This is a genomic window from Lysobacter panacisoli, assembly GCF_009765165.1.
GTDB classification, from domain to species: Bacteria; Pseudomonadota; Gammaproteobacteria; order Xanthomonadales; family Xanthomonadaceae; genus Lysobacter_J; species Lysobacter_J panacisoli.
This window is the reverse complement of the sequence record NZ_VLNU01000001.1, coordinates 213,126-230,410: the sequence shown is the minus strand read 5'-3', so window position 1 is coordinate 230,410 and position 17,285 is coordinate 213,126. Positions and strand designations below refer to the sequence as shown.

The window sequence follows — 17,285 nt, the reverse complement described above, 5'->3', positions numbered from 1 at the left end:
CGCGCGTCACACGCGCGAGTAAGACCACGACACCATGCGCCCGTCGCGATAGGGCATCACGCCGTGGAACGGGCGCGGGTCGCCGTCGAACACCAGCGGCAGGAAGTTGCGGTCGCCTTCCCACATCGGCAGTTCGTCGAGGCGGTCCACCGGCACCCATTCCAGCGTGCCTTCGGGATTGCTCGAATGCGGCGTGCCGCGGAACGACGTGACCACGAACACGAAGCCGAGCCAGTCCTCGCCGTGCTTGCCGAAACCGGGCCAGCTGATGGTGCCGCGCAGCTGCATCGCATCGCATTCGATGCCGGCTTCCTCAAGGAGTTCGCGGCGCATGCCGGCGACGACGTCCTCGTCGGGTTCGAGCTTGCCGCCCAGTCCGTTGTACTTGCCGAGCTGGTGGTCGTCGGGTCGTGCGTTGCGGTGGACCATCAGCACTTCGCGCCCGTCGGGCGAAAGCACGTAGCCGAGCGTGGCGACGATGGGCGTGTACGGCATCAGCGCGCGTCCGTCTTGGCCGGAGCGCGACGCTGCTCCTGCAGGGTCTTGTCGAGCGCGCGCTCGGCCTTGTCCGCGTAGGCGCGGCAGGTGAGCGTGGTCGGCGTGTTCGATTCGGCCAGCTTCCAGCCGCTTGCGTCAGGATGCGGCGTCAGCAACAGGTCGCAGGGCAGGGCACGCACGGCGGTGAAGCCGCGACGATAGTCATCGACGATGTGCGGATAGCGCGCGTTGTCGACCAGGTGGTAACCCGGTGCGCTGAGGCTGTCGACGTAGGCGATGCGCAACGGCTTGCCGTCCTTCGCGTCGGTCCAGGTCCAGCTCATGCTGCCGGGCGTGTGCGCCGGCGTGAAATGCGTGGTGAACACCACGCCGCCAAGCTCGACGGTCTCGCCGTCCATCACCAGGCGATCCACGTGCACCGGCGGGAACAGCATGCCGTCGCCGAAGTGCAGGTCGTCGAATCCGCCGCGTGCGAGCAGCACCGCCGACTCGGCGTTGCTCACCACGCGTGCGCCGGTGGCGCGCTGGATCGCGGCGATCGGACCCGCGTGGTCGATATGCGCGTGGCTGTGAAGGATCAGCTTGAGGTCCGACGGCGCCACGCCGAGTGCGCGCATGCGTTCGAGCAGCATGTCCGCTGCCTGCGGCAGGCCGCCGTCGATCAGCACGGCGCCGGCGTCGGTCTTCACCAGCAGAGCGCTCAGACCTTCGGTGCCGATGTACCAGGTGCGATCGGCGATCTGGAACGGCGCCACCGCGCGACGCCACGATTCGGACGATTCATAGGCCTGCGCCTGGGGCAGCACCGATTCGGCGGCGAAGGCGGGCGTCTGGAGCAGCGCGGCGAGCAGCAGGGAAACGGCAACGGAAGGGCGCATCGAGGCGTCGTGGGCGTCGCGAGAGGGGACGCACAGTGTATGCGCACGACGACACCGGGCCCCGTGCCCAAGGTCGTGGATCGCGTCTCCGAGTTACGGCACGCGCGGCAGCGTGGTGCGGCGGTAGACCAGCCGCACGGCAAGCAGCGCGATCGGGATCGGCAGCAGCACGCCGCCGATCGACAGCCAGGTCGGGTGCGGGATCTTCGTGATCATGGTGATGACGAGGGTGACGATCACCAGCGCGACCAGCAGTGCGGCTGCGGTCTGGTGGCGCGCGATTTTCGCCGCCGCCAGCGCACCGGCGAACGTGCCCAGGACCCACGCCAGCAGGACGATGAGTTTTCCCATGAAGGGCATCGCGGCGACGAATGCGGCGAATGCGGCTTCATTGGCCGGGTCGAGCGGGTCGAGCCCCGCCGGCGGCGGATAGAAACCGTGGCCGATCACCTCCACGGCCGCGATCACTACGACCGCAACCACCACGCCGACCAGCATGCCCAGGATCGTCCTGCCCATCACCGCTCCCTCCCTTCGCGTGGCGCGAGCATCGCGCGCGCGAACGCGCACCGCAAGCGTTGCCGCCGACGTCGCATCGGCGCGCATAATCCCGGCATCCCCCATATGGAGTCGCCGATGCCCGACCACAGGCCGCGCCTGCTCGCCTTCGCCGGAAGCCTGCGCGAAGGTTCCTACAACCGCCGGCTGATCCACGTGCTGGCCGAAGGCGCGCGCGCCGCCGGCGCGGAGGTCACCCTGATCGAGCTGCGCGACCATCCGCTGCCGATCTACGACGGCGACATCGAGGCCTCGGGCGCGCCTGCGGAGGTGCGGCGGTTGCAGGCGCTGATGGCCGAACACGACGGGCTGCTGATCAGCACGCCGGAGTACAACGGCTCGATGCCCGCGCTGGTGAAGAACACGCTGGACTGGATCTCGCGGCCGACCGAATCGGGGCGTTCCGGCGTCGGCCTGTTCCAGGACAAGGTCGCCGGCATCGTCTCGGCCTCGCCCGGTCCGCTCGGTGGACTGCGTTCACTGCTGGTGTTGCGCGACGCGTTGGCCAAGCTGGGCCTGCTGGTGGTGCCACAACAGGTCGCGGTCGGCCAGGCGGCAGACAAACTGCCCGACTACGGCGTACTCAACGACGACCGCCTGCGCGCCGGGGTCCACGGCGTCGGCGCGGCGGTGGTGCGGCATCTGGGCGTACTTACGGGAGCACCGGCATGAGCGGCAAACAGCGCGAACTCAACCTGCGTTTCCTCGCCGAACCGACCGACGTCAATTACGGCGGCAAGGTCCACGGCGGCATGGTGATGAAGTGGATCGACCAGGCCGGCTACGCGGCGGCGGTCGGCTGGAGCGGCACCTACGCGGTGACGGTCGCGGTCGGCGGCATCCGCTTCGTCGCACCGATCCGGATTTCCGATCTCGTCACCGTGCACACCAAGCTGGTCCACACCGGCACCACCAGCATGCATTTCGCGGTCGACGTGAAGGCGCGCGATCCGATGGAGGCGCCGGAGCAGGACCGCCTGTGCACGCACTGCATCATCGTCTTCGTCGCGATGGACTCGGTCGAGGGCAAGCCGACGCCGGTGCCGGTGTGGACGCCGGTCAACGACGACGACAAGCGCCTGGCCGAGTACGCGCTGAAGGTGATGGAGCTGAGCAAGGGCATCGAGCAGACCGTCGAGCGCCTGAGCGCGGTCAGCGAGAACCTGTGAGCGTTCCGGCGATCCCTGCCCCGTAAACAGAAAGGCCGCCCCAGGGGCGGCCTTCTTTGTTGGACGCTGCGACGGATCAGATGCCGTCGAGGCGGCGCGCCTGCATGAACTTGCCGCTCCAGTAGCCGGTGTCGAGGCTGGAGACCTGCACGTCCTTGCCACGGCTGGGCGCATGGACGAAGCGGCCTTCGCCGACGTAGATGCCGACATGGTCGACGCGGCCGCGACGGCCGAAGAACACCAGGTCGCCGGCCGCCAGCTTGGCCTTGTCGCTGACCAGCTCGCCGCTCTTGGCCATCTCGCGGGAGACGCGCGGCAGTTCGATGCCCAGCGCGTTGCGGAAGACGTAACCGACCAGGCCGCTGCAGTCGAAGCCCTTGTCCGGGTCGCTGCCGCCCCAGCGGTACGGCGTGCCCAGCAGTGCCATCGCGCGCTGCAGGACGGTCTTGATCTTGCCCTGCTGCTCGGTCGGCAGGCTCGCCACCGGATCGCCGGCCGAGGCGGCCGGCACCAGCAGGCGATTGAGGTCGGTGGCCAGCAGAAGCGCGCGGTCGGACAGGCTCATCGCCTCCGGCAGCGTGGTGTTGGCGACCGGGGCCGGGCCGTCGGCGGAATCGCCGGCCAGCGAGGAGCTCGGCATCTGTTGTGCGAAGGCGGGAGCGGCCAGCAGGGCCAGTGCGGCGGCGACCACAAAGCGAACCGGCGTGCGGTTCGGGCGGGTCGAGGCGGCATCATGGCCGAGGTGCTGATTGGGCATCACGCGGTCGTCACAAGATCGAATCGCCGTGGATGATGCCTTCACGGGCGACGGATTAGGTTCAGATTTCGTTATTTATTCGTTAACTGAACTCGGGCCGTGTCACAAATCGTGCCATCGGCTTCACCGGACCTTCACCGCAGGACGCGCTTGGCCCCGGTGTAGTGGTCGCGCCAATAGCTTCCATCGAGGTGGTCCAGACGCACCGTGCCACCGGTGCTGGGCGCGTGGACGAAGCGACCTTCGCCGACGTAGATGCCCACATGGCTGACGTTCCCCGAACTTCCGAAGAAGACGAGGTCGCCGGCGGCGAGGTGGTCCGGCACGATCCGCGGCCCCTGGTAGGCGGCGAGGTCGCGTGAGGTGCGCGGCAGGCTCAGGGACAGCATGTCGCGGTAGACATAGTTGACCAGCCCGCTGCAGTCGAAGCCGCCTTCGGGCGTGTTGCCGCCGTAGCGGTAGGGCGTGCCGACCAGGCTGATGGCGCGCATCAGCACGGCGTTGGCGGCGTCGGGGTTTTCCGGCTGGACCACGGGCCACGCGCGCTTGGACGGCGGCGCGGCCTGGCGCACGACCTGCTTGCCACCGCCGCATGCGGCGAGGCCTGCCGCGCACAGCAGCACGAACAGGAAACGCAGGAGGCCGCGCGCTGGCGCGGGGGCGGGCTTGCCGGGATAATGCCGGGCTCTCATCGGCCGCTAGATTGGCCGTTCATGTCGTCGGCGGCAAGCCTGTCGCCGCCCCCTTGCTGCCCCGAGGCGGCATCCAGCCGAGTCCTGCAATGAAAATCGAGAAAGACCGCGTCGTCCGCTTCCACTACACCGTGTCCGAAGCCGGGCAGGAACCGATGGAAACCTCCGAGGGCCGCGAGCCGCTGGCGATCCTGATCGGCCACGGCAACATCATCCCGGGCCTGGAGAAGGCAATGGAAGGCCGCGAGGCGGGCGAGAAGTTCGACGTCGACGTGGTCGCCGCCGAAGCCTACGGCGAGCGCCGCGAGGGTCTGACCCAGCGCGTGCCGAAGAAGCACTTCAAGGGCGCACGCCTGGAGCCGGGCATGCAGGCCGTGCTGCCGACCAACTTCGGTCCGCGCGCCGTGACCATCCAGAAGGTCGGCATGAGCGTGGTCGACGTCGACCTCAACCATCCGATGGCTGGCAAGGACCTGCACTTCGCCATCGAGATCGTCGACGTGCGCGAAGCTTCGGCGGAAGAGATCGAGCACGGCCACGTGCACGGCGACGGTGGCCACCACCACTGAGCCATCGCTCACCGCGATACCGACGGCCCGCGCAAGCGGGCCGTTTTCGTTTGGGGCGGGTCGCGCACCGCGTGCGCGCCGGCACGGCCAGCGTCGATCCGCGCATGGTCTAATCGGCGCTTCGCGTACGGGGGGATGCGGATGACGATGGAACGTCCGGACGTGGCTCCGGAACTGGGCGACGACGCCATGCTCGCGCCGACGCGCCTGGACCGTCGCCTGCACAACCTCGACGTGCTGCGCGGCTTCGCGCTGCTCGGCATCCTCCTGATGAACGTGGAGTTCTTCGGGCGGCCGCTGGCCGACCTCGACGCGGGCGTCGATCCGAACCAGGCGCCGTTCGATCACGCGCTGTCGTGGCTGGTCTACGTGTTCGTGCAGGGCAAGTTCTGGATCCTGTTCTCGCTGCTGTTCGGCATGGGCTTCGCGCTGATGGGCGAGCGCGCCCGCGCGGCCGGACGCAACTTCACCGCGGTCTATCTGCGCCGCAGCCTGGCGTTGCTGGCGATCGGTCTGGCGCACGCGGTGCTCATCTGGTCGGGCGACATCCTCATCACCTACGCGATCGGTGCGCTGCTGCTGTTGCTGTTCCGCGACGTGACGCCGCGGGCGCAGGGCGCCTGGGGTGCGGCCCTGTTCGGCGTGCCGGCGCTGTTGATGATCGCGCTCGCGATGCTGCTGCTGGCGATCAATGCCGTCGCCGGACTGGACGAGGGCGGACTGGTCGATGGCGCGGAGCTGGCACGCATGCAGGCCGCGCGTGCGGCCGAGGTCGCCGCGTACGCCGAAGGGAGCTGGTGGCAGGCCACGCGGATGCGCGTGGACTACCTGCTCGGCAACATCGGCGAGACCCTCATATTCGAAGTGTTCGCGCTCGGCATGTTCCTCGTCGGTGCATGGCTGCTGCGCAGCGGTGCGATCGCGCAGCCGCAACGGCATGCGGCGCTGTACCGCTGGTTGCGCTACGGGGCGCTGCCGGTCGGTTTGGCGATGGCGGTGGCCAGCGGCTCCATCACGGCCACGTTCGACTGGGTCCACGACAGCGCGCGTTCGATGTTCGCCGCGGCGTTGATGCTGCTCGCCAGCCCGCTGCTGAGCCTGGGCTACCTGGCGCTGGTCATCGGCGCGCTGCAGACGACGCGCGGACAGCGCGTGTTCGGCGTGCTGGCGCCGGCCGGGCGCATGGCGCTGACGAACTACCTGGTGCAGTCGCTCATCGGTACCTGGATCTTCTACGGCTACGGCCTGGGACTGTGGGGCCAGGTGCCGCGACGCTGGCAGCTGCTCGGCGTGCTGGTGGTGTTCGCGCTGCAGGTGGTCTTCAGTCGCTGGTGGCTGGAGCGTTTCCGCCAAGGGCCGGTGGAATGGCTGTGGCGGGCTTGCACGTACGGGCGGTTTCCGCCGATGCGGCCCGCGGCCGCCCACAACCCCTAAACTTGACGGCATGGAACAGCGCGAAGATGTGGTGATCGTCGGCGCAGGCGTGATCGGTCTGGCCAGCGCCCTGGCTCTGCTCGAAACCGGGCGGAGCGTCCGCGTGATCGACGCCGGCCGCGTCGGTGGCGGCAGCTCGCACGGCAACTGCGGCACGATCACGCCGAGCCACGCACCGCCGCTGGCGGCGCCCGGTGTGGTGATCAAGGCGCTGCGCTGGATGCTGACGCCGGACGCGCCGCTGTACGTCGCGCCGCGACTGGACCTGCGCCTGTGGTCGTGGCTGCTGCGCTTCGCCGCGCGCTGCAACGACCGCGACTGGCGCAGCAGTGCGCGCGCCAAGTCCGAAATCCTCAACGATTCGCGCGTGCGCCTGGCCGAATGGGTGCGCGACTACGGCCTGAACTGCGAGTTCGCGCCGTCCGGTGAGGACTACGTGTACCGCGATCCGCGCGAGTTCGAGCACAGCCGCGAGGAGATCGATTTCCTGCGCGAACTGGGCGTGCGCGTCGACGTCGTCGACGGTCCGACCTACGAACGCATGGAGCCGGCGCTCAAGCCGGGGCTCGCCGGCGCGATCCGCTTCGACGGCGATGCGGTGTTGCGCCCGGATCGTTACGTCGCCGAACTCGCTCGCGTCGTGCGCGCGCGCGGCGGCACCATCGTCGAACATTGCGCTTTCGAAGGCGCGACGACCGAAGGCGAGCGCGTGCGTATCCGTACCGCGCAGGGTGAGCGCGAGGCGCGCGAACTGGTGATGGCACTGGGCGCGTGGTCGCCGAAGCTCGCCGATGCGATCGGCGCGCCGGTATTGAAGGCCGCGATCCAGCCGGGCAAGGGCTATTCCATCACCTATTCGAGCCCGAACCTCGTGCCGCGCCGACCGCTGGTGCTGCGCGAACGCCAGGTCTGCGTGACGGCGTTCGACAGCGGCTTCCGCCTTGGCAGCACGATGGAATTCAGCGGTTACGACGAAAGCCTGAATCCGCGCCGCCTCGCCGCGCTGGAGCGCGGTGCCCGCGAATACCTGCACGAACCCTACGGCGCGCAGAAGCAGGAAGAGTGGTACGGCTGGCGGCCGATGAGCTGCGACGACGTTCCGATCATCGGTCGCGTGCCGGGCAATGAACGCGTGCTCGTCGCCACCGGGCACGGCATGATGGGCGTGAGCATGAGCGCCGCGACCGGGCAGCTGGTCGCGGACCTGATCACGCGACGCACGCCGGCGATCGACGCGGCGCCGTACGCCATCGAGCGATTCGAATGAACGCCGCCAACGCACCCGAGTTCGACCTGATCGTCATCGGCGGCGGCTCGGGCGGGCTGGCCGGTGCGTTCCGTGCGGCCGAACACGGTGCGCGCGTCGCCCTGCTCGAACCGCACCTGCTTGGCGGCACCTGCGTCAACGTCGGTTGCGTGCCCAAGAAGGCGATGTGGCTGGCGGCGGACGTGGCGGGACGATTGAACCTCGCGCGCACGCTCGGTTTCCCGGTGACGCCGGCACCGCTGGACTGGTGCGAGTTCATCGTCCATCGCGAGCGCTACATCGCCAACATCCACGCCAGCTATCGACGTCGCCTCGATGCGGCAGGCATCGCGCTGCTCCCGAGCCACGCGGGTTTCCTGGATCCGCACACGGTCGAATGCGAGAACGGCACGCACCTGCGCGCCGAACGTTTCCTGATCGCCACCGGCGGCCGTCCCGTGCGGCCCGCCATTCCGGGAGCGGATCTCGGCGGCGATTCCGACACGTTCTTCCAGTGGCGCGCCGCGCCGGAGTGCGTGGCGATCGTCGGCGGCGGTTACATCGCGGTCGAACTGGCCGGCATGCTGCAGGCGCTGGGAAGCCGCGTGGAGCTGTTCGTGCGCGGCGATCGGCTGCTGCGCGAATTCGACCACGAACTCGCCGACCAGCTGGCCGAGGATTACCGGCAGGCCGGCATCCACCTGCACTTCGGTTACGACCTCGCCGCGGTCGAACGCGACGATGGTGGCGTGCGCCTGCGCGGCATGGACGGCTCGGAGTGCGGACGTTTCGACGCGCTACTGTTCGCGACCGGCCGCCGGCCCAACAGCGAACGCCTCGCGCTGGAGCGCGTCGGCGTCGCCATCGACGCGCAAGGCCACGTCGTCGTCGACGAGCGGCACACGACCAGCGTCGAGCACATCTTCGCGGTCGGCGACATCACCCCGAACCCGCCGCTGACGCCGGTCGCCATCGCCGCCGCGCGCCGGCTGATGGATCGCGTGTACGGCAACGCCACCGCGCTGCTCGATCCCAACGACATCCCGACCGTGGTGTTCTCGCATCCGCCGCTCGGGCAGGTGGGATTGACCGAAGCGGACGCGCGCCGCGTGCATGGCGACGAAGCGGTGCACGTGTATCGCGCGGGATTCCGGCCGATGCTGTACGCACTGGCCGACGTACCCCAGCACAGCCTGTTCAAGCTGGTGTGTGTGGGCGAGGAACGCCGCGTCGTCGGCATCCATCTGCTGGGCGAGGCGGCCGACGAGATCCTGCAGGGCTTCGCCGTCGCGCTCAAGCGCGGGATCACGCTGGACGACCTGCGCGATACCGTGGCGATCCACCCGACCAGCGCCGAAGAAGTGGTGCTGATGCGATGAGCTCCATGACATGAACGTCCCGATCGAACACGACATCTACACGCTGCACCGCGGCACCGCGCCGCTGTTCGTGAGCCTGCCGCACGACGGCAGTCACATTCCCGACGAACTGGCCGCGCGCATGCTGCCGTCGGCGCGACGCGCGCCCGACACCGACTGGCACGTGTCGATCCTGTACGACTTCGCTCGCGAACTGGGCGCGTCGGTCATCGTGCCGCGCCATTCGCGCTACGTCGTCGACCTCAACCGCCCGCCGGACGACACCTCGCTGTATCCGGGCCAGAACACCACCGGCCTGTGCCCGGCGGTGCAGTTCAGCGGCGAACCGGTGTACCTCGACGGCCAGGCGCCGACGCCGGAGGACATCGCTTCGCGCGTCGATCAGTACTGGCGTCCGTACCACGACGCGCTGCGCGCGGAGATCGAGCGCATCCGCGACGCGCACGGAGGCGTCGTGTTGTGGGAAGGCCACTCGATCCGCGGCAGCGACCTGCCGTTCCTGTTCGAAGGCCGTCTGCCGGATCTCAACCTCGGCACGTCCAGCGGTGCGAGCTGTTCGCCCGCGCTGCAGCAGCGGCTGGAAGCCGTGCTGGGAGGGCAGGGCGACTACGACCACGTCGTCAACGGCCGCTTCAAGGGTGGCTACATCACGCGCCACTACGGCGAGCCGGCACGCGGCGTCGAGGCGGTGCAGCTGGAGATCAGCCAGCGCAACTACATGGACGAGGACAGTTTCGCCTATCTGGCGGCCAAGGCCGCACGGCTGCAGTCGGTGATCCGCGCGCTGCTGACGGCCGCGTTGCAGCGCTGAGCCGCGCATGGCGGAACGGACGACGCCGACGCTTACGCTCACCCAGGCGCGCACGCTGCACCTGGCTGCGCAGGGACTGGCGGCGCGCCCGAAACGCACGGTACGGCAGGACGACCTGCTCGCTGCGATCGCGCGCATGCAGCTATTGCAGATCGACACCATCCACGTCGTTGCGCGCAGTCCGTACCTGGTGCTGTTCTCGCGCGTTGGCGGCTATCCGGCGTCGTGGCTCGATGGCTTGCTCGAACGTCGTGCGATCTTCGAGACCTGGGCGCACGAAGCCTGCTTCGCCCCGGCCGCCGACTACAAGCTGCATCGCAGCGCCATCGAACACCGCGCGCACCACTGGGCGATCCGCGGTGCGCGTCGTCGTCGCGAGGCGCATGGACCGCAGATCGATCGCCTCATCGAACACGTGCGCGAGCGGGGCGCGGTCAAGGCGGCCGATTTCGAGCGTCCTGCCGGCAATGCGGGCGGCGGCTGGTGGCAATGGAAGGACGAGAAGACCTGGCTCGAAACCGCCTTCGCGCTGGGCGAACTGATGGTGGCCCGGCGCGAGAACTTCCACCGCGTCTACGACCTGCCCAGTCGCGTGATCGGTGCGGTGCAGCCGGACTGGGAGAACGCATCGATCCCGGACGACGCGTCGCGGCGCGAGATCCTGTTGAAGTCGGTGCGCGCGCTCGGCGTGACGCAGGCGCGCTGGGTCGCCGACTACTTCCGCCTGCGCCCGCGCGTGCGTGATGCGGACCTGGCGCCGCTGGTGGAGGAGGGCGCGCTGTTGCGCGTCGAGGTGAAAGGCTGGGACGTACCGGGCTACGTGCATCGCGACTTCGCGCCGCAACTCGCGCTGGCAGCCGCGGGACGCTTGCGAGCCAGTCACGCGACGCTGCTGTCGCCGTTCGATCCGGTGGTGTGGGATCGCGAGCGCGCCAGCGAACTGTTCGGTTTCGACTACACGCTCGAGTGCTACACGCCCGAGCCGAAGCGCCGCTACGGCTATTTCGTGCTGCCGATCCTGGTCGGATCGCGCCTGGTCGGACGGCTGGACGCGAAAGCGCATCGCCGCGAGGGCGTGTTCGAGGTCAAGGCGCTGTACGTGGAGGAGGGCATCGACGCCGACGACGCACTGGCCGTCCACGTCGCACGCGCCATCGACGACTGCGCGCGCTGGCACGGCACGCCGCGCGTGACGCTCGGCCGCGTGCGGCCGGCGTCGTTCGCCAGGCTGGTGCGGACGCAGCTGGCAGTGCTGCGCCCGTAGGACGTGGCGCCGGCGGCGCCACGTTGAAGCAGGCTTACTTCGCCGTTGCCGGCGCGGCGCCTGCACCGGGGCCAAGGTTGCGCGCGAGGAACGCTTCGAGGCGGCGATAGAGTTCGGCGCGGTTTTCCGGCTTGTAGAAGCCGTGGCCTTCGCCCTTCACCACCATCGTCTCGACCGAGACGCCGGCCTTGCGGAAGCCCGTCACCATCGCGTCGAACTGGTCCATAGGCACGCGTGTATCGGCCGAACCCTGCACCAGCATCACCGGCACTTTGATCTTCGTCGCGTTGCGCGCAGGAGAGTTGGCAATCATCACCGCCTCGTCCGTGCCGAGCGCGCGATCCAGGTAGTTGCGGTTGCCGCGTCCGCGCTGCGGGTCGCCGACCTTCTTCATCAGCGGCAGGTCGTACACGCCGACGTAGCCGACCGCGCAGCGGTACAGCTCGGGATAGCGGATGGGGTTCATCAGCGCGGCATAGCCGCCGAAGCTGGCGCCGTAGGTGCAGATGCGGCTGGCATCGGCACGGCCGTTGTCGATCGCCCAGCGCACGCCGTCGGCGATGTCGTCCATCATCTTGCCGCCCCATTCGCCGTAGCCGGAGTACTCGAAGGCCCAGCCGCGCCCACCGGAGCCGCGGAAGTTGACCTGCAGCACCGCATAGCCGCGACTGGCGAGGAACTGCGCGTCGCGGTTGTAGCCCCAGGCGTCGTACGGCCCGTGCGGTCCGCCGTGCGGCATCACGATCATCGGCAGCGGACCCTTGGCGCCGGCCGGCGCCGTGTACAGGCCGTGCAGCGTGAGGCCGTCGCGGGTCTGGAAGCTCACCGGCGTCATCGGCGCCAACCGCTCTGACTTGATCCAGGGCTGTGCCTCGTTGATCAGCTGGACCTGGTTGCTGTCGCGATCGAACACGTAATACGCGCCGGGCGTTCGGTCGCCACTCGTCGTGAACAGCACCTTGCGATTGTCGCGGCTGAAGCTGCGCAGCCACACCAGCTGGCCCGGGAACGCCTTCATCAGGCCCGCGTGCAGGCCGGCCCATTCCGATTTCGGGTCCAGGTACTGCACGGACGGCTTGCCGGCGTTGAACAGCACTCCGAATGGTGCGCCGCGGTAGCCGCCGTACAGCACGCCCGCCACGTCCATGTCGTCGCGACCGGCCACGCGTTCGCGCGTGCCGTTGGCGAGGCTGAGGCGGTACAGCTGCGCCGGTTCGCCCTTGTCGGAAATCAGCGCCAGCGCGGTGTCGTCGTCGTCGGCCACGTGCAGCAGCTGCATCGAGTAACCGGCGACCTTCGCCGGCACCGGCTTCCAGTCGTCGGCAGGGCGTGGGCGATAGGCGAGGATCGGCGCGCCGGTCTGTTCCGACCAGCTCACACGCACCCGGGCCTTGTGGTGCGAATCGAACGCGAACGACGCCGAGTACGGATGGAATTCCTCCTGCGTGCGCTCGCCGGTGCGCGTGTTCACGCGGAAGATGGTGGTGGGCGATTTCTGGTCGAGGATGGTGAACCAGCGGGTGAAATCCACCAGCGCGATGCCCGCCTTGTCGTCGACCCGGTCGACGATCGAGGCGAAGCCTTCGTCCTTGCGCCGGCCGGCCTTGGTGCCGTCGTCCGGGATGTAGGCGAACAGGACTTCCTGGTCCTTGCCGGTGATGTTCGACGCGAGCAGTTCGCCGTAGCTCTTGGGCTCGGTTTCGAGCGGATCGACCTTGGCCCGCGCGACCACGACCTGGTCGTCGGCGGTCCACACGATGTCGGACACATGCTGCTGTTTGCTGAAACGCAGCACCTGCACCTTGCCGCTGTTGTCGAGCGGGACGATGTGCAGTTGCGTCTCCAGTCCGTCGGCGGTCGGCACCGCCATCGCCACGTGCCGGCCGTCGGGCGACATGGCCACTTCGCTGACTTCGCTATGCCGCGAGAAATCCTCGGCGGGAATGACCTGCGCCGGAAGCAATGCAGGCGCTGCCGCGAACAACGCGGCGAACAGCCGGATTCGTGCGTGTTTCATCGTGCTGGCCCTCCCCAAGGCCTCGGATGGTGTGGCCGCAGCATAGCCGCGGCCGTGCCGGATTGTCTTTGCGGGTCAGGGTGCCCGCCCGGGGCGGCACCGAGGTCCGTGGCGTCAACGCAGGCGGATCGCGATGACCTTCCTGGCTGGCAGCGATGGACTGCCATTGAGGATGTAGAGCGTGCCGCGGCCGCTGATCACCGAGTAACCGTTGGCTGGGTAACGCCACACGGCCTGGCGGGTGTTCACGTCGATCGCCCACACGTAGCCGGAGCCGACGATGTTGCCGGTGGTGCTCACGAACACGAGGTTCTTCGTCGCGGCGATGTTCTCGACCACCCGGGACTGGTTATCGCTCGCCGGCGGGTTCCAGCTCCACAGCACGTTGCCTGTGACCTCGTCGATCGCATCGAGGGTCGGCGCGCCATCGCTGCGGGTGGCGTAGATCACGCCGTTGGCGAGCGCGGGCAGTGGGTTGTACGAGTACTGGGTCGCCCATTCCCAGCGAAGCCCTGCGATGTCGAAGCTCGACAGCTTGGCGGTGCGGTTGGTGGCCGAGTACGAGTTGACGATCACGTTGCCGCGCGAGCCCAGCATCGGGACGATCGCGCTGGCGTGCTGCGAGTCCGACACGGGATTCGTGATGCTGGCCACGGTGTTGCCGGTCCGGCGGTCGAGGATCTCCAGCGCACGGTTCGACGGGTAGTAGATGTAGCTGTCGTCCACGGCCGGTGTCGTGTTCTGGTAATCGCGACGCGCCTTCGCCCACAGCAGCGTGCCGGTCGCGGCATCGACCGCGTGCAGTTCCTCGCCGAGGTGGCCGCCGAAGAAGTAGGCGGTCGTCTGGTGGAACGTCGGCGCCAGCGTGGACGCGAGCGGATCGGTCGTCTGTCCGTAGCGGAACTTCATGCTGCCCGTCGTGCCGTCGTATGCAGTGAGCAGCCTGTCGGCGCCGATGGTGGGCACGTAGGCGAGTCCGCCGTACGCCGCCGGGCCGAGGACGTGCACATTGCCGGCAATCTGCTGCGACCAGCGGAGCGTACCGGTGGCTTCGTCGACCGAAGAAAACATCTGGTTGAACGAGGCCTGGGCACTGGTCCTGTTGATGCCCACCGCGTACATCATGCCGCCGCCGGTCGCCGGCCTGAGCACGTAGGAACTGGCTGCGGTCGGGTCCTGCGGGAACGTCCATTCCCAGGCCTTGGTCAGGCGCGTGGGGTCCACGATGATAGGCACGTAACCGGTGTGCGACGCATCGCGCTGCACGGTTTCCCATTCGCCCAGGGGGGTGATCTGCACGCGGTAGCTCACGCTGCCGGACGGGCCATCGAAGCGCTGCGCGCAGGCCGGGTCCTTGCACGCGTTGACGGTCAGCGTGCCGGTGCGATCGCCGGCCAGCGTGCCGACGCCGGGCCCGAGCGTGTAGCGGAACGTGTTGCCGCTGGCCGCCGCGACCGCCGGCACCGCGAAGGTGTTGTTGCTGTCGACGACCTGCAGGTAGACCGTGGCGCTACCGAGGTTGGTGCCGCTCCAGTTGCCCGCTACCTCCGTGCTGTACGGGATTCCATAGGGGACCTGGACGTTCGCGGGCGGCGAGTTCACGGTGATCGTCACCGATGCCGGCGGCGTGCCGCCTCCCGAAGGCGGCGGATTGGATCCGCTTCCGCCCGTACCCGCTGCACTGCCTCCGTCCCCACCGCCGCCGCCGCCTCCACCGCAGCCCACGAGCGATACCGCGACGCACAGCGTCGCCACTGCCTTCTTCAAGATCACAAGCTCCCCCTTGCTCTCATGGCCCGCTTGGCGTCATGCCGGCGGGTAACGCGGCAGGGCTCCCCAGCCCTGCCTTGAAACCGGTGCCTCAGACTTCCAGCGTGGCGAGGTCTCCCTTGCTCTCCAGCCACTGCTTGCGGTCGCCGGCGCGCTTCTTCGCCAGCAGCATGTCCATCAGCGAATGCGTCTGCGTGTCGTCGTCCACCGTGAGCTGGACGAGGCGGCGCGTGTCCGGATGGATGGTCGATTCGCGCAGCTGCGACGGGTTCATCTCGCCCAGGCCCTTGAAGCGGGTGACGTTCACCTGCCCGCTGAAACCCTTCTTGCGATCGCTCTTCTCGCGCTCGATCTTCTCCAGCAGGATCCGCTTCTCTTCTTCGTCCAGCGCGTAGAACACCTGCTTGCCCACGTCGACGCGGAACAGCGGCGGCATCGCCACGAACACGTGGCCGGCCGACACGAGCGACGGGAAATGCTTGAGGAACAGCGCGCTCAACAGCGTGGCGATGTGCAGGCCGTCGGAGTCGGCGTCGGCGAGGATGATGACCTTGCCGTAGCGCAGGCCGGACAGGTCGTCCTTGCCCGGATCGCAACCGATGGCGACGGCGAGGTCGTGCACTTCCTGCGACGCGAGCACGCTGCCGGACGCGACTTCCCAGGTGTTGAGGATCTTGCCGCGCAGCGGCAGGATCGCCTGGAAATCCTTGTCGCGCGCCTGACGCGCGCTGCCGCCGGCGGAGTCGCCTTCGACCAGGAACAGCTCGGTGCGCGACAGGTCCTGGCTGGTGCAGTCGGCGAGCTTGCCGGGCAGGGCAGGGCCCTGCGTGACCTTCTTGCGGACGACCTGCTTCTCGGTCTTCAGGCGCGCGGCGGCGCGTTCGATGGCGAGTTGCGCGATCTTCTCGCCGAGCTCGACGTGCTGGTTGAGCCACAGCGAGAACGCGTCGTGCGCCGCGCCTTCGACGAAGCCCGCGGCCTGACGCGAGGACAGACGTTCCTTGGTCTGGCCGCTGAACTGCGGGTCGGTCATCTTGATGCTGAGCACGAAGGCGACGCGATCCCACACGTCTTCCGGCGCCAGCTTCACGCCGCGCGGCAGCAGGTTGCGGAAATCGCAGAACTCGCGCAGCGCGTCGGTGAAGCCGGTGCGCAGGCCGTTGACGTGCGTGCCGTGCTGCGCGGTCGGGATCAGGTTGACGTAGCTTTCCTGGACCAGCTCGCCATCGGGCACCCATGCCACCGCCCAGTCGGCGGTCTCGGTGTCCTTGCTGAGCTTGCCGACGAACAGGTCCGGCGGCAGCAGTTCGCGCTCGGCGAGTTCGCCGCGCAGGTAATCGCGCAGGCCGTCCTCGTAATACCACTCGTTGCGCTCGTCGCTGGCCTCGTCGTGCAGCTTCACCGTCAGGCCCGGGCACAGCACGGCCTTGGCGCGCAGCAGGTGGCGCAGCGCGCGCAGGTTGAACTTCGGCGTGTCGAAGTACTTCGCATCCGGCCAGAACTGCACGCGCGTGCCGGTGTTCTTCTTGCCGACGGTGCCGACCACTTCCAGCGGCGAGTCGCGGTCGCCGTCCTTGAAGGTCATGCGGTATTCGTTGCCGTCGCGCTTGATCCGCACTTCGACGTGCCTGGACAGCGCGTTCACCACGCTCACGCCGACGCCGTGCAGGCCGCCGGAGAAGGTGTAGTTCTTGTTGTTGAACTTGCCGCCCGCGTGCAGGCGCGTGAGGATCAGCTCGACGCCGGGGATCTTCTCCTCCGGGTGGATGTCCACGGGCATGCCGCGACCGTCGTCGGCGACCGAGGCGCTTCCGTCGGCGTGCAGCGTCACTTCGATGCTGCGGGCGTGGCCGGCCAATGCCTCGTCGACGGCGTTGTCGATGACCTCCTGCGCCAGATGGTTCGGGCGCGAAGTGTCGGTGTACATGCCGGGGCGGCGTTTGACCGGATCCAGGCCGGAGAGGACTTCGATATCGGCGGCGTTGTAACGGGAAGTCATTCGTGCACGGCGTGGGGCGGGAGCGGGGATGGTCGGCGGGTGGCGGCATAAGGTCAACCGCGGCCGTCGCATACGGTGCGACCGGTCCATCCGGCGTGCACACACGGCGCGCATGCCGGCCCCCGCACGCCTTGATGGAGCGCGCTGCGCCCCCATCTGGGAGGCTGGCGACGCCGTTCAGGGCCGGCTCGGCGTATCGTCGCCAGGATGCCGCCCGGGTCGCCGGCTCGCCGCGGGATCGTCC

16 protein-coding genes are annotated in these 17,285 nt (G+C 68.6%); 8 read left to right on the top strand and 8 right to left on the bottom strand.

All coding sequences use genetic code 11. From position 1 onward, the window contains the following. Nucleotides 1–6 precede the first annotated feature (6 nt). The 3 genes from FOF45_RS01120 to FOF45_RS01110 form a co-directional block, all read right to left on the bottom strand. On the bottom strand, nt 7–495 hold the full coding sequence (locus FOF45_RS01120; RefSeq protein WP_158982198.1) for an NUDIX hydrolase: 489 nt from the start codon (nt 493–495) through the stop codon (nt 7–9). Continuing rightward, on the bottom strand, nt 495–1,376 hold the full coding sequence (gene bla, locus FOF45_RS01115; RefSeq protein WP_158982197.1) for a subclass B3 metallo-beta-lactamase: 882 nt from the start codon (nt 1,374–1,376) through the stop codon (nt 495–497). The genes FOF45_RS01120 and bla overlap by 1 nt, the downstream gene beginning before the upstream one ends. Before the next feature lie 93 nt (nt 1,377–1,469). Continuing rightward, nucleotides 1,470–1,895 (bottom strand): hypothetical protein, encoded by a 426-nt coding sequence (locus FOF45_RS01110; protein WP_158982196.1) that lies wholly within the window; start codon nt 1,893–1,895, stop codon nt 1,470–1,472. Between the two features lie 117 nt (nt 1,896–2,012). On the opposite strand from FOF45_RS01110, the gene FOF45_RS01105 reads away from it, so the two are divergent. Beyond that, a complete protein-coding gene (locus tag FOF45_RS01105; protein WP_158982195.1) occupies nt 2,013–2,606 on the top strand; it encodes an NADPH-dependent FMN reductase in 594 nt (197 codons plus the stop codon). Continuing rightward, complete coding sequence (locus FOF45_RS01100; RefSeq protein ID WP_158982194.1) at nt 2,603–3,103, top strand: acyl-CoA thioesterase; 501 nt, start codon at nt 2,603–2,605, stop codon at nt 3,101–3,103. The genes FOF45_RS01105 and FOF45_RS01100 overlap by 4 nt, the downstream gene beginning before the upstream one ends. Nucleotides 3,104–3,179: 76 nt before the next feature. Here FOF45_RS01100 and FOF45_RS01095 read toward each other — a convergent pair whose 3' ends face one another. Both FOF45_RS01095 and FOF45_RS01090 read right to left on the bottom strand, forming a co-directional pair. Next, nucleotides 3,180–3,860, bottom strand: a complete 681-nt coding sequence (locus tag FOF45_RS01095; protein ID WP_158982193.1) for a C40 family peptidase — start codon at nt 3,858–3,860, stop codon at nt 3,180–3,182. A gap of 134 nt (nt 3,861–3,994) precedes the next feature. After that, nucleotides 3,995–4,552 (bottom strand): C40 family peptidase, encoded by a 558-nt coding sequence (locus FOF45_RS01090; RefSeq protein WP_158982192.1) that lies wholly within the window; start codon nt 4,550–4,552, stop codon nt 3,995–3,997. An 89-nt stretch (nt 4,553–4,641) separates the two neighbouring features. On the opposite strand from FOF45_RS01090, the gene FOF45_RS01085 reads away from it, so the two are divergent. The 6 genes from FOF45_RS01085 (at nt 4,642) to FOF45_RS01060 (ending at nt 11,255) form a co-directional block, all read left to right on the top strand. After that, nucleotides 4,642–5,121 carry an FKBP-type peptidyl-prolyl cis-trans isomerase gene (locus tag FOF45_RS01085; protein WP_158982191.1) on the top strand — a complete coding sequence of 160 codons (480 nt, stop codon included), beginning with the start codon at nt 4,642–4,644 and terminating at the stop codon, nt 5,119–5,121. Between the two features lie 174 nt (nt 5,122–5,295). Beyond that, nucleotides 5,296–6,555 (top strand): DUF418 domain-containing protein, encoded by a 1,260-nt coding sequence (locus FOF45_RS01080; RefSeq protein WP_425481948.1) that lies wholly within the window; start codon nt 5,296–5,298, stop codon nt 6,553–6,555. Nucleotides 6,556–6,565: 10 nt separating this feature from the next. Further along, the gene (locus tag FOF45_RS01075) at nt 6,566–7,822 is read left to right on the top strand and encodes an NAD(P)/FAD-dependent oxidoreductase (RefSeq protein ID WP_158982190.1); all 1,257 of its coding nucleotides are present in this window, start codon (nt 6,566–6,568) and stop codon (nt 7,820–7,822) included. Further along, entirely contained in the window at nt 7,819–9,180 is a 1,362-nt protein-coding gene (gorA, locus tag FOF45_RS01070) for a glutathione-disulfide reductase (protein ID WP_158982189.1), read from the top strand. Before FOF45_RS01075 ends, gorA begins: the two co-directional genes overlap by 4 nt. Nucleotides 9,181–9,190: 10 nt before the next feature. After that, nucleotides 9,191–9,991, top strand: coding sequence for an N-formylglutamate deformylase (gene hutG / locus FOF45_RS01065; RefSeq protein ID WP_158982188.1), 801 nt, complete (start codon nt 9,191–9,193; stop codon nt 9,989–9,991). 7 nt (nt 9,992–9,998) lie between these two features. After that, nucleotides 9,999–11,255 (top strand): winged helix-turn-helix domain-containing protein, encoded by a 1,257-nt coding sequence (locus FOF45_RS01060; protein ID WP_158982187.1) that lies wholly within the window; start codon nt 9,999–10,001, stop codon nt 11,253–11,255. A gap of 34 nt (nt 11,256–11,289) precedes the next feature. Here FOF45_RS01060 and FOF45_RS01055 read toward each other — a convergent pair whose 3' ends face one another. The 3 genes from FOF45_RS01055 to parE all read right to left on the bottom strand — a co-directional run bounded on the left by FOF45_RS01055 (nt 11,290) and on the right by parE (nt 17,041). Further along, nucleotides 11,290–13,272, bottom strand: a complete 1,983-nt coding sequence (locus FOF45_RS01055) for an alpha/beta hydrolase family protein (RefSeq protein WP_158982186.1) — start codon at nt 13,270–13,272, stop codon at nt 11,290–11,292. Between the two features lie 114 nt (nt 13,273–13,386). Continuing rightward, nucleotides 13,387–14,874: an outer membrane protein assembly factor BamB family protein gene (locus FOF45_RS01050; protein WP_158982185.1), complete on the bottom strand. Its 1,488-nt coding sequence runs from the start codon at nt 14,872–14,874 to the stop codon at nt 13,387–13,389. Nucleotides 14,875–15,133: 259 nt separating this feature from the next. Further along, nucleotides 15,134–17,041, bottom strand: coding sequence for a DNA topoisomerase IV subunit B (gene parE, locus FOF45_RS01045; RefSeq protein WP_158982184.1), 1,908 nt, complete (start codon nt 17,039–17,041; stop codon nt 15,134–15,136). Between the last annotated feature and the right edge of the window lie 244 nt (nt 17,042–17,285).

Bases quoted from the DNA above. Each gene is read 5' to 3' on its own strand.
- FOF45_RS01110 (WP_158982196.1), bottom strand. From the start codon at position 1,895: ATGGGCAGGACGATCCTGGGCATGCTGGTCGGCGTGGTGGTTGCGGTC.
- FOF45_RS01105 (WP_158982195.1), top strand. From the start codon at position 2,013: ATGCCCGACCACAGGCCGCGCCTGCTCGCCTTCGCCGGAAGCCTGCGC.
- FOF45_RS01090 (WP_158982192.1), bottom strand. From the start codon at position 4,552: ATGAGAGCCCGGCATTATCCCGGCAAGCCCGCCCCCGCGCCAGCGCGC.
- FOF45_RS01100 (WP_158982194.1), top strand. From the start codon at position 2,603: ATGAGCGGCAAACAGCGCGAACTCAACCTGCGTTTCCTCGCCGAACCG.
- FOF45_RS01095 (WP_158982193.1), bottom strand. From the start codon at position 3,860: ATGCCCAATCAGCACCTCGGCCATGATGCCGCCTCGACCCGCCCGAAC.
- parE (WP_158982184.1), bottom strand. From the start codon at position 17,041: ATGACTTCCCGTTACAACGCCGCCGATATCGAAGTCCTCTCCGGCCTG.
- FOF45_RS01055 (WP_158982186.1), bottom strand. From the start codon at position 13,272: ATGAAACACGCACGAATCCGGCTGTTCGCCGCGTTGTTCGCGGCAGCG.
- FOF45_RS01060 (WP_158982187.1), top strand. From the start codon at position 9,999: ATGGCGGAACGGACGACGCCGACGCTTACGCTCACCCAGGCGCGCACG.
- bla (WP_158982197.1), bottom strand. From the start codon at position 1,376: ATGCGCCCTTCCGTTGCCGTTTCCCTGCTGCTCGCCGCGCTGCTCCAG.
- FOF45_RS01075 (WP_158982190.1), top strand. From the start codon at position 6,566: ATGGAACAGCGCGAAGATGTGGTGATCGTCGGCGCAGGCGTGATCGGT.
- FOF45_RS01120 (WP_158982198.1), bottom strand. From the start codon at position 495: ATGCCGTACACGCCCATCGTCGCCACGCTCGGCTACGTGCTTTCGCCC.
- hutG (WP_158982188.1), top strand. From the start codon at position 9,191: ATGAACGTCCCGATCGAACACGACATCTACACGCTGCACCGCGGCACC.
- FOF45_RS01085 (WP_158982191.1), top strand. From the start codon at position 4,642: ATGAAAATCGAGAAAGACCGCGTCGTCCGCTTCCACTACACCGTGTCC.
- gorA (WP_158982189.1), top strand. From the start codon at position 7,819: ATGAACGCCGCCAACGCACCCGAGTTCGACCTGATCGTCATCGGCGGC.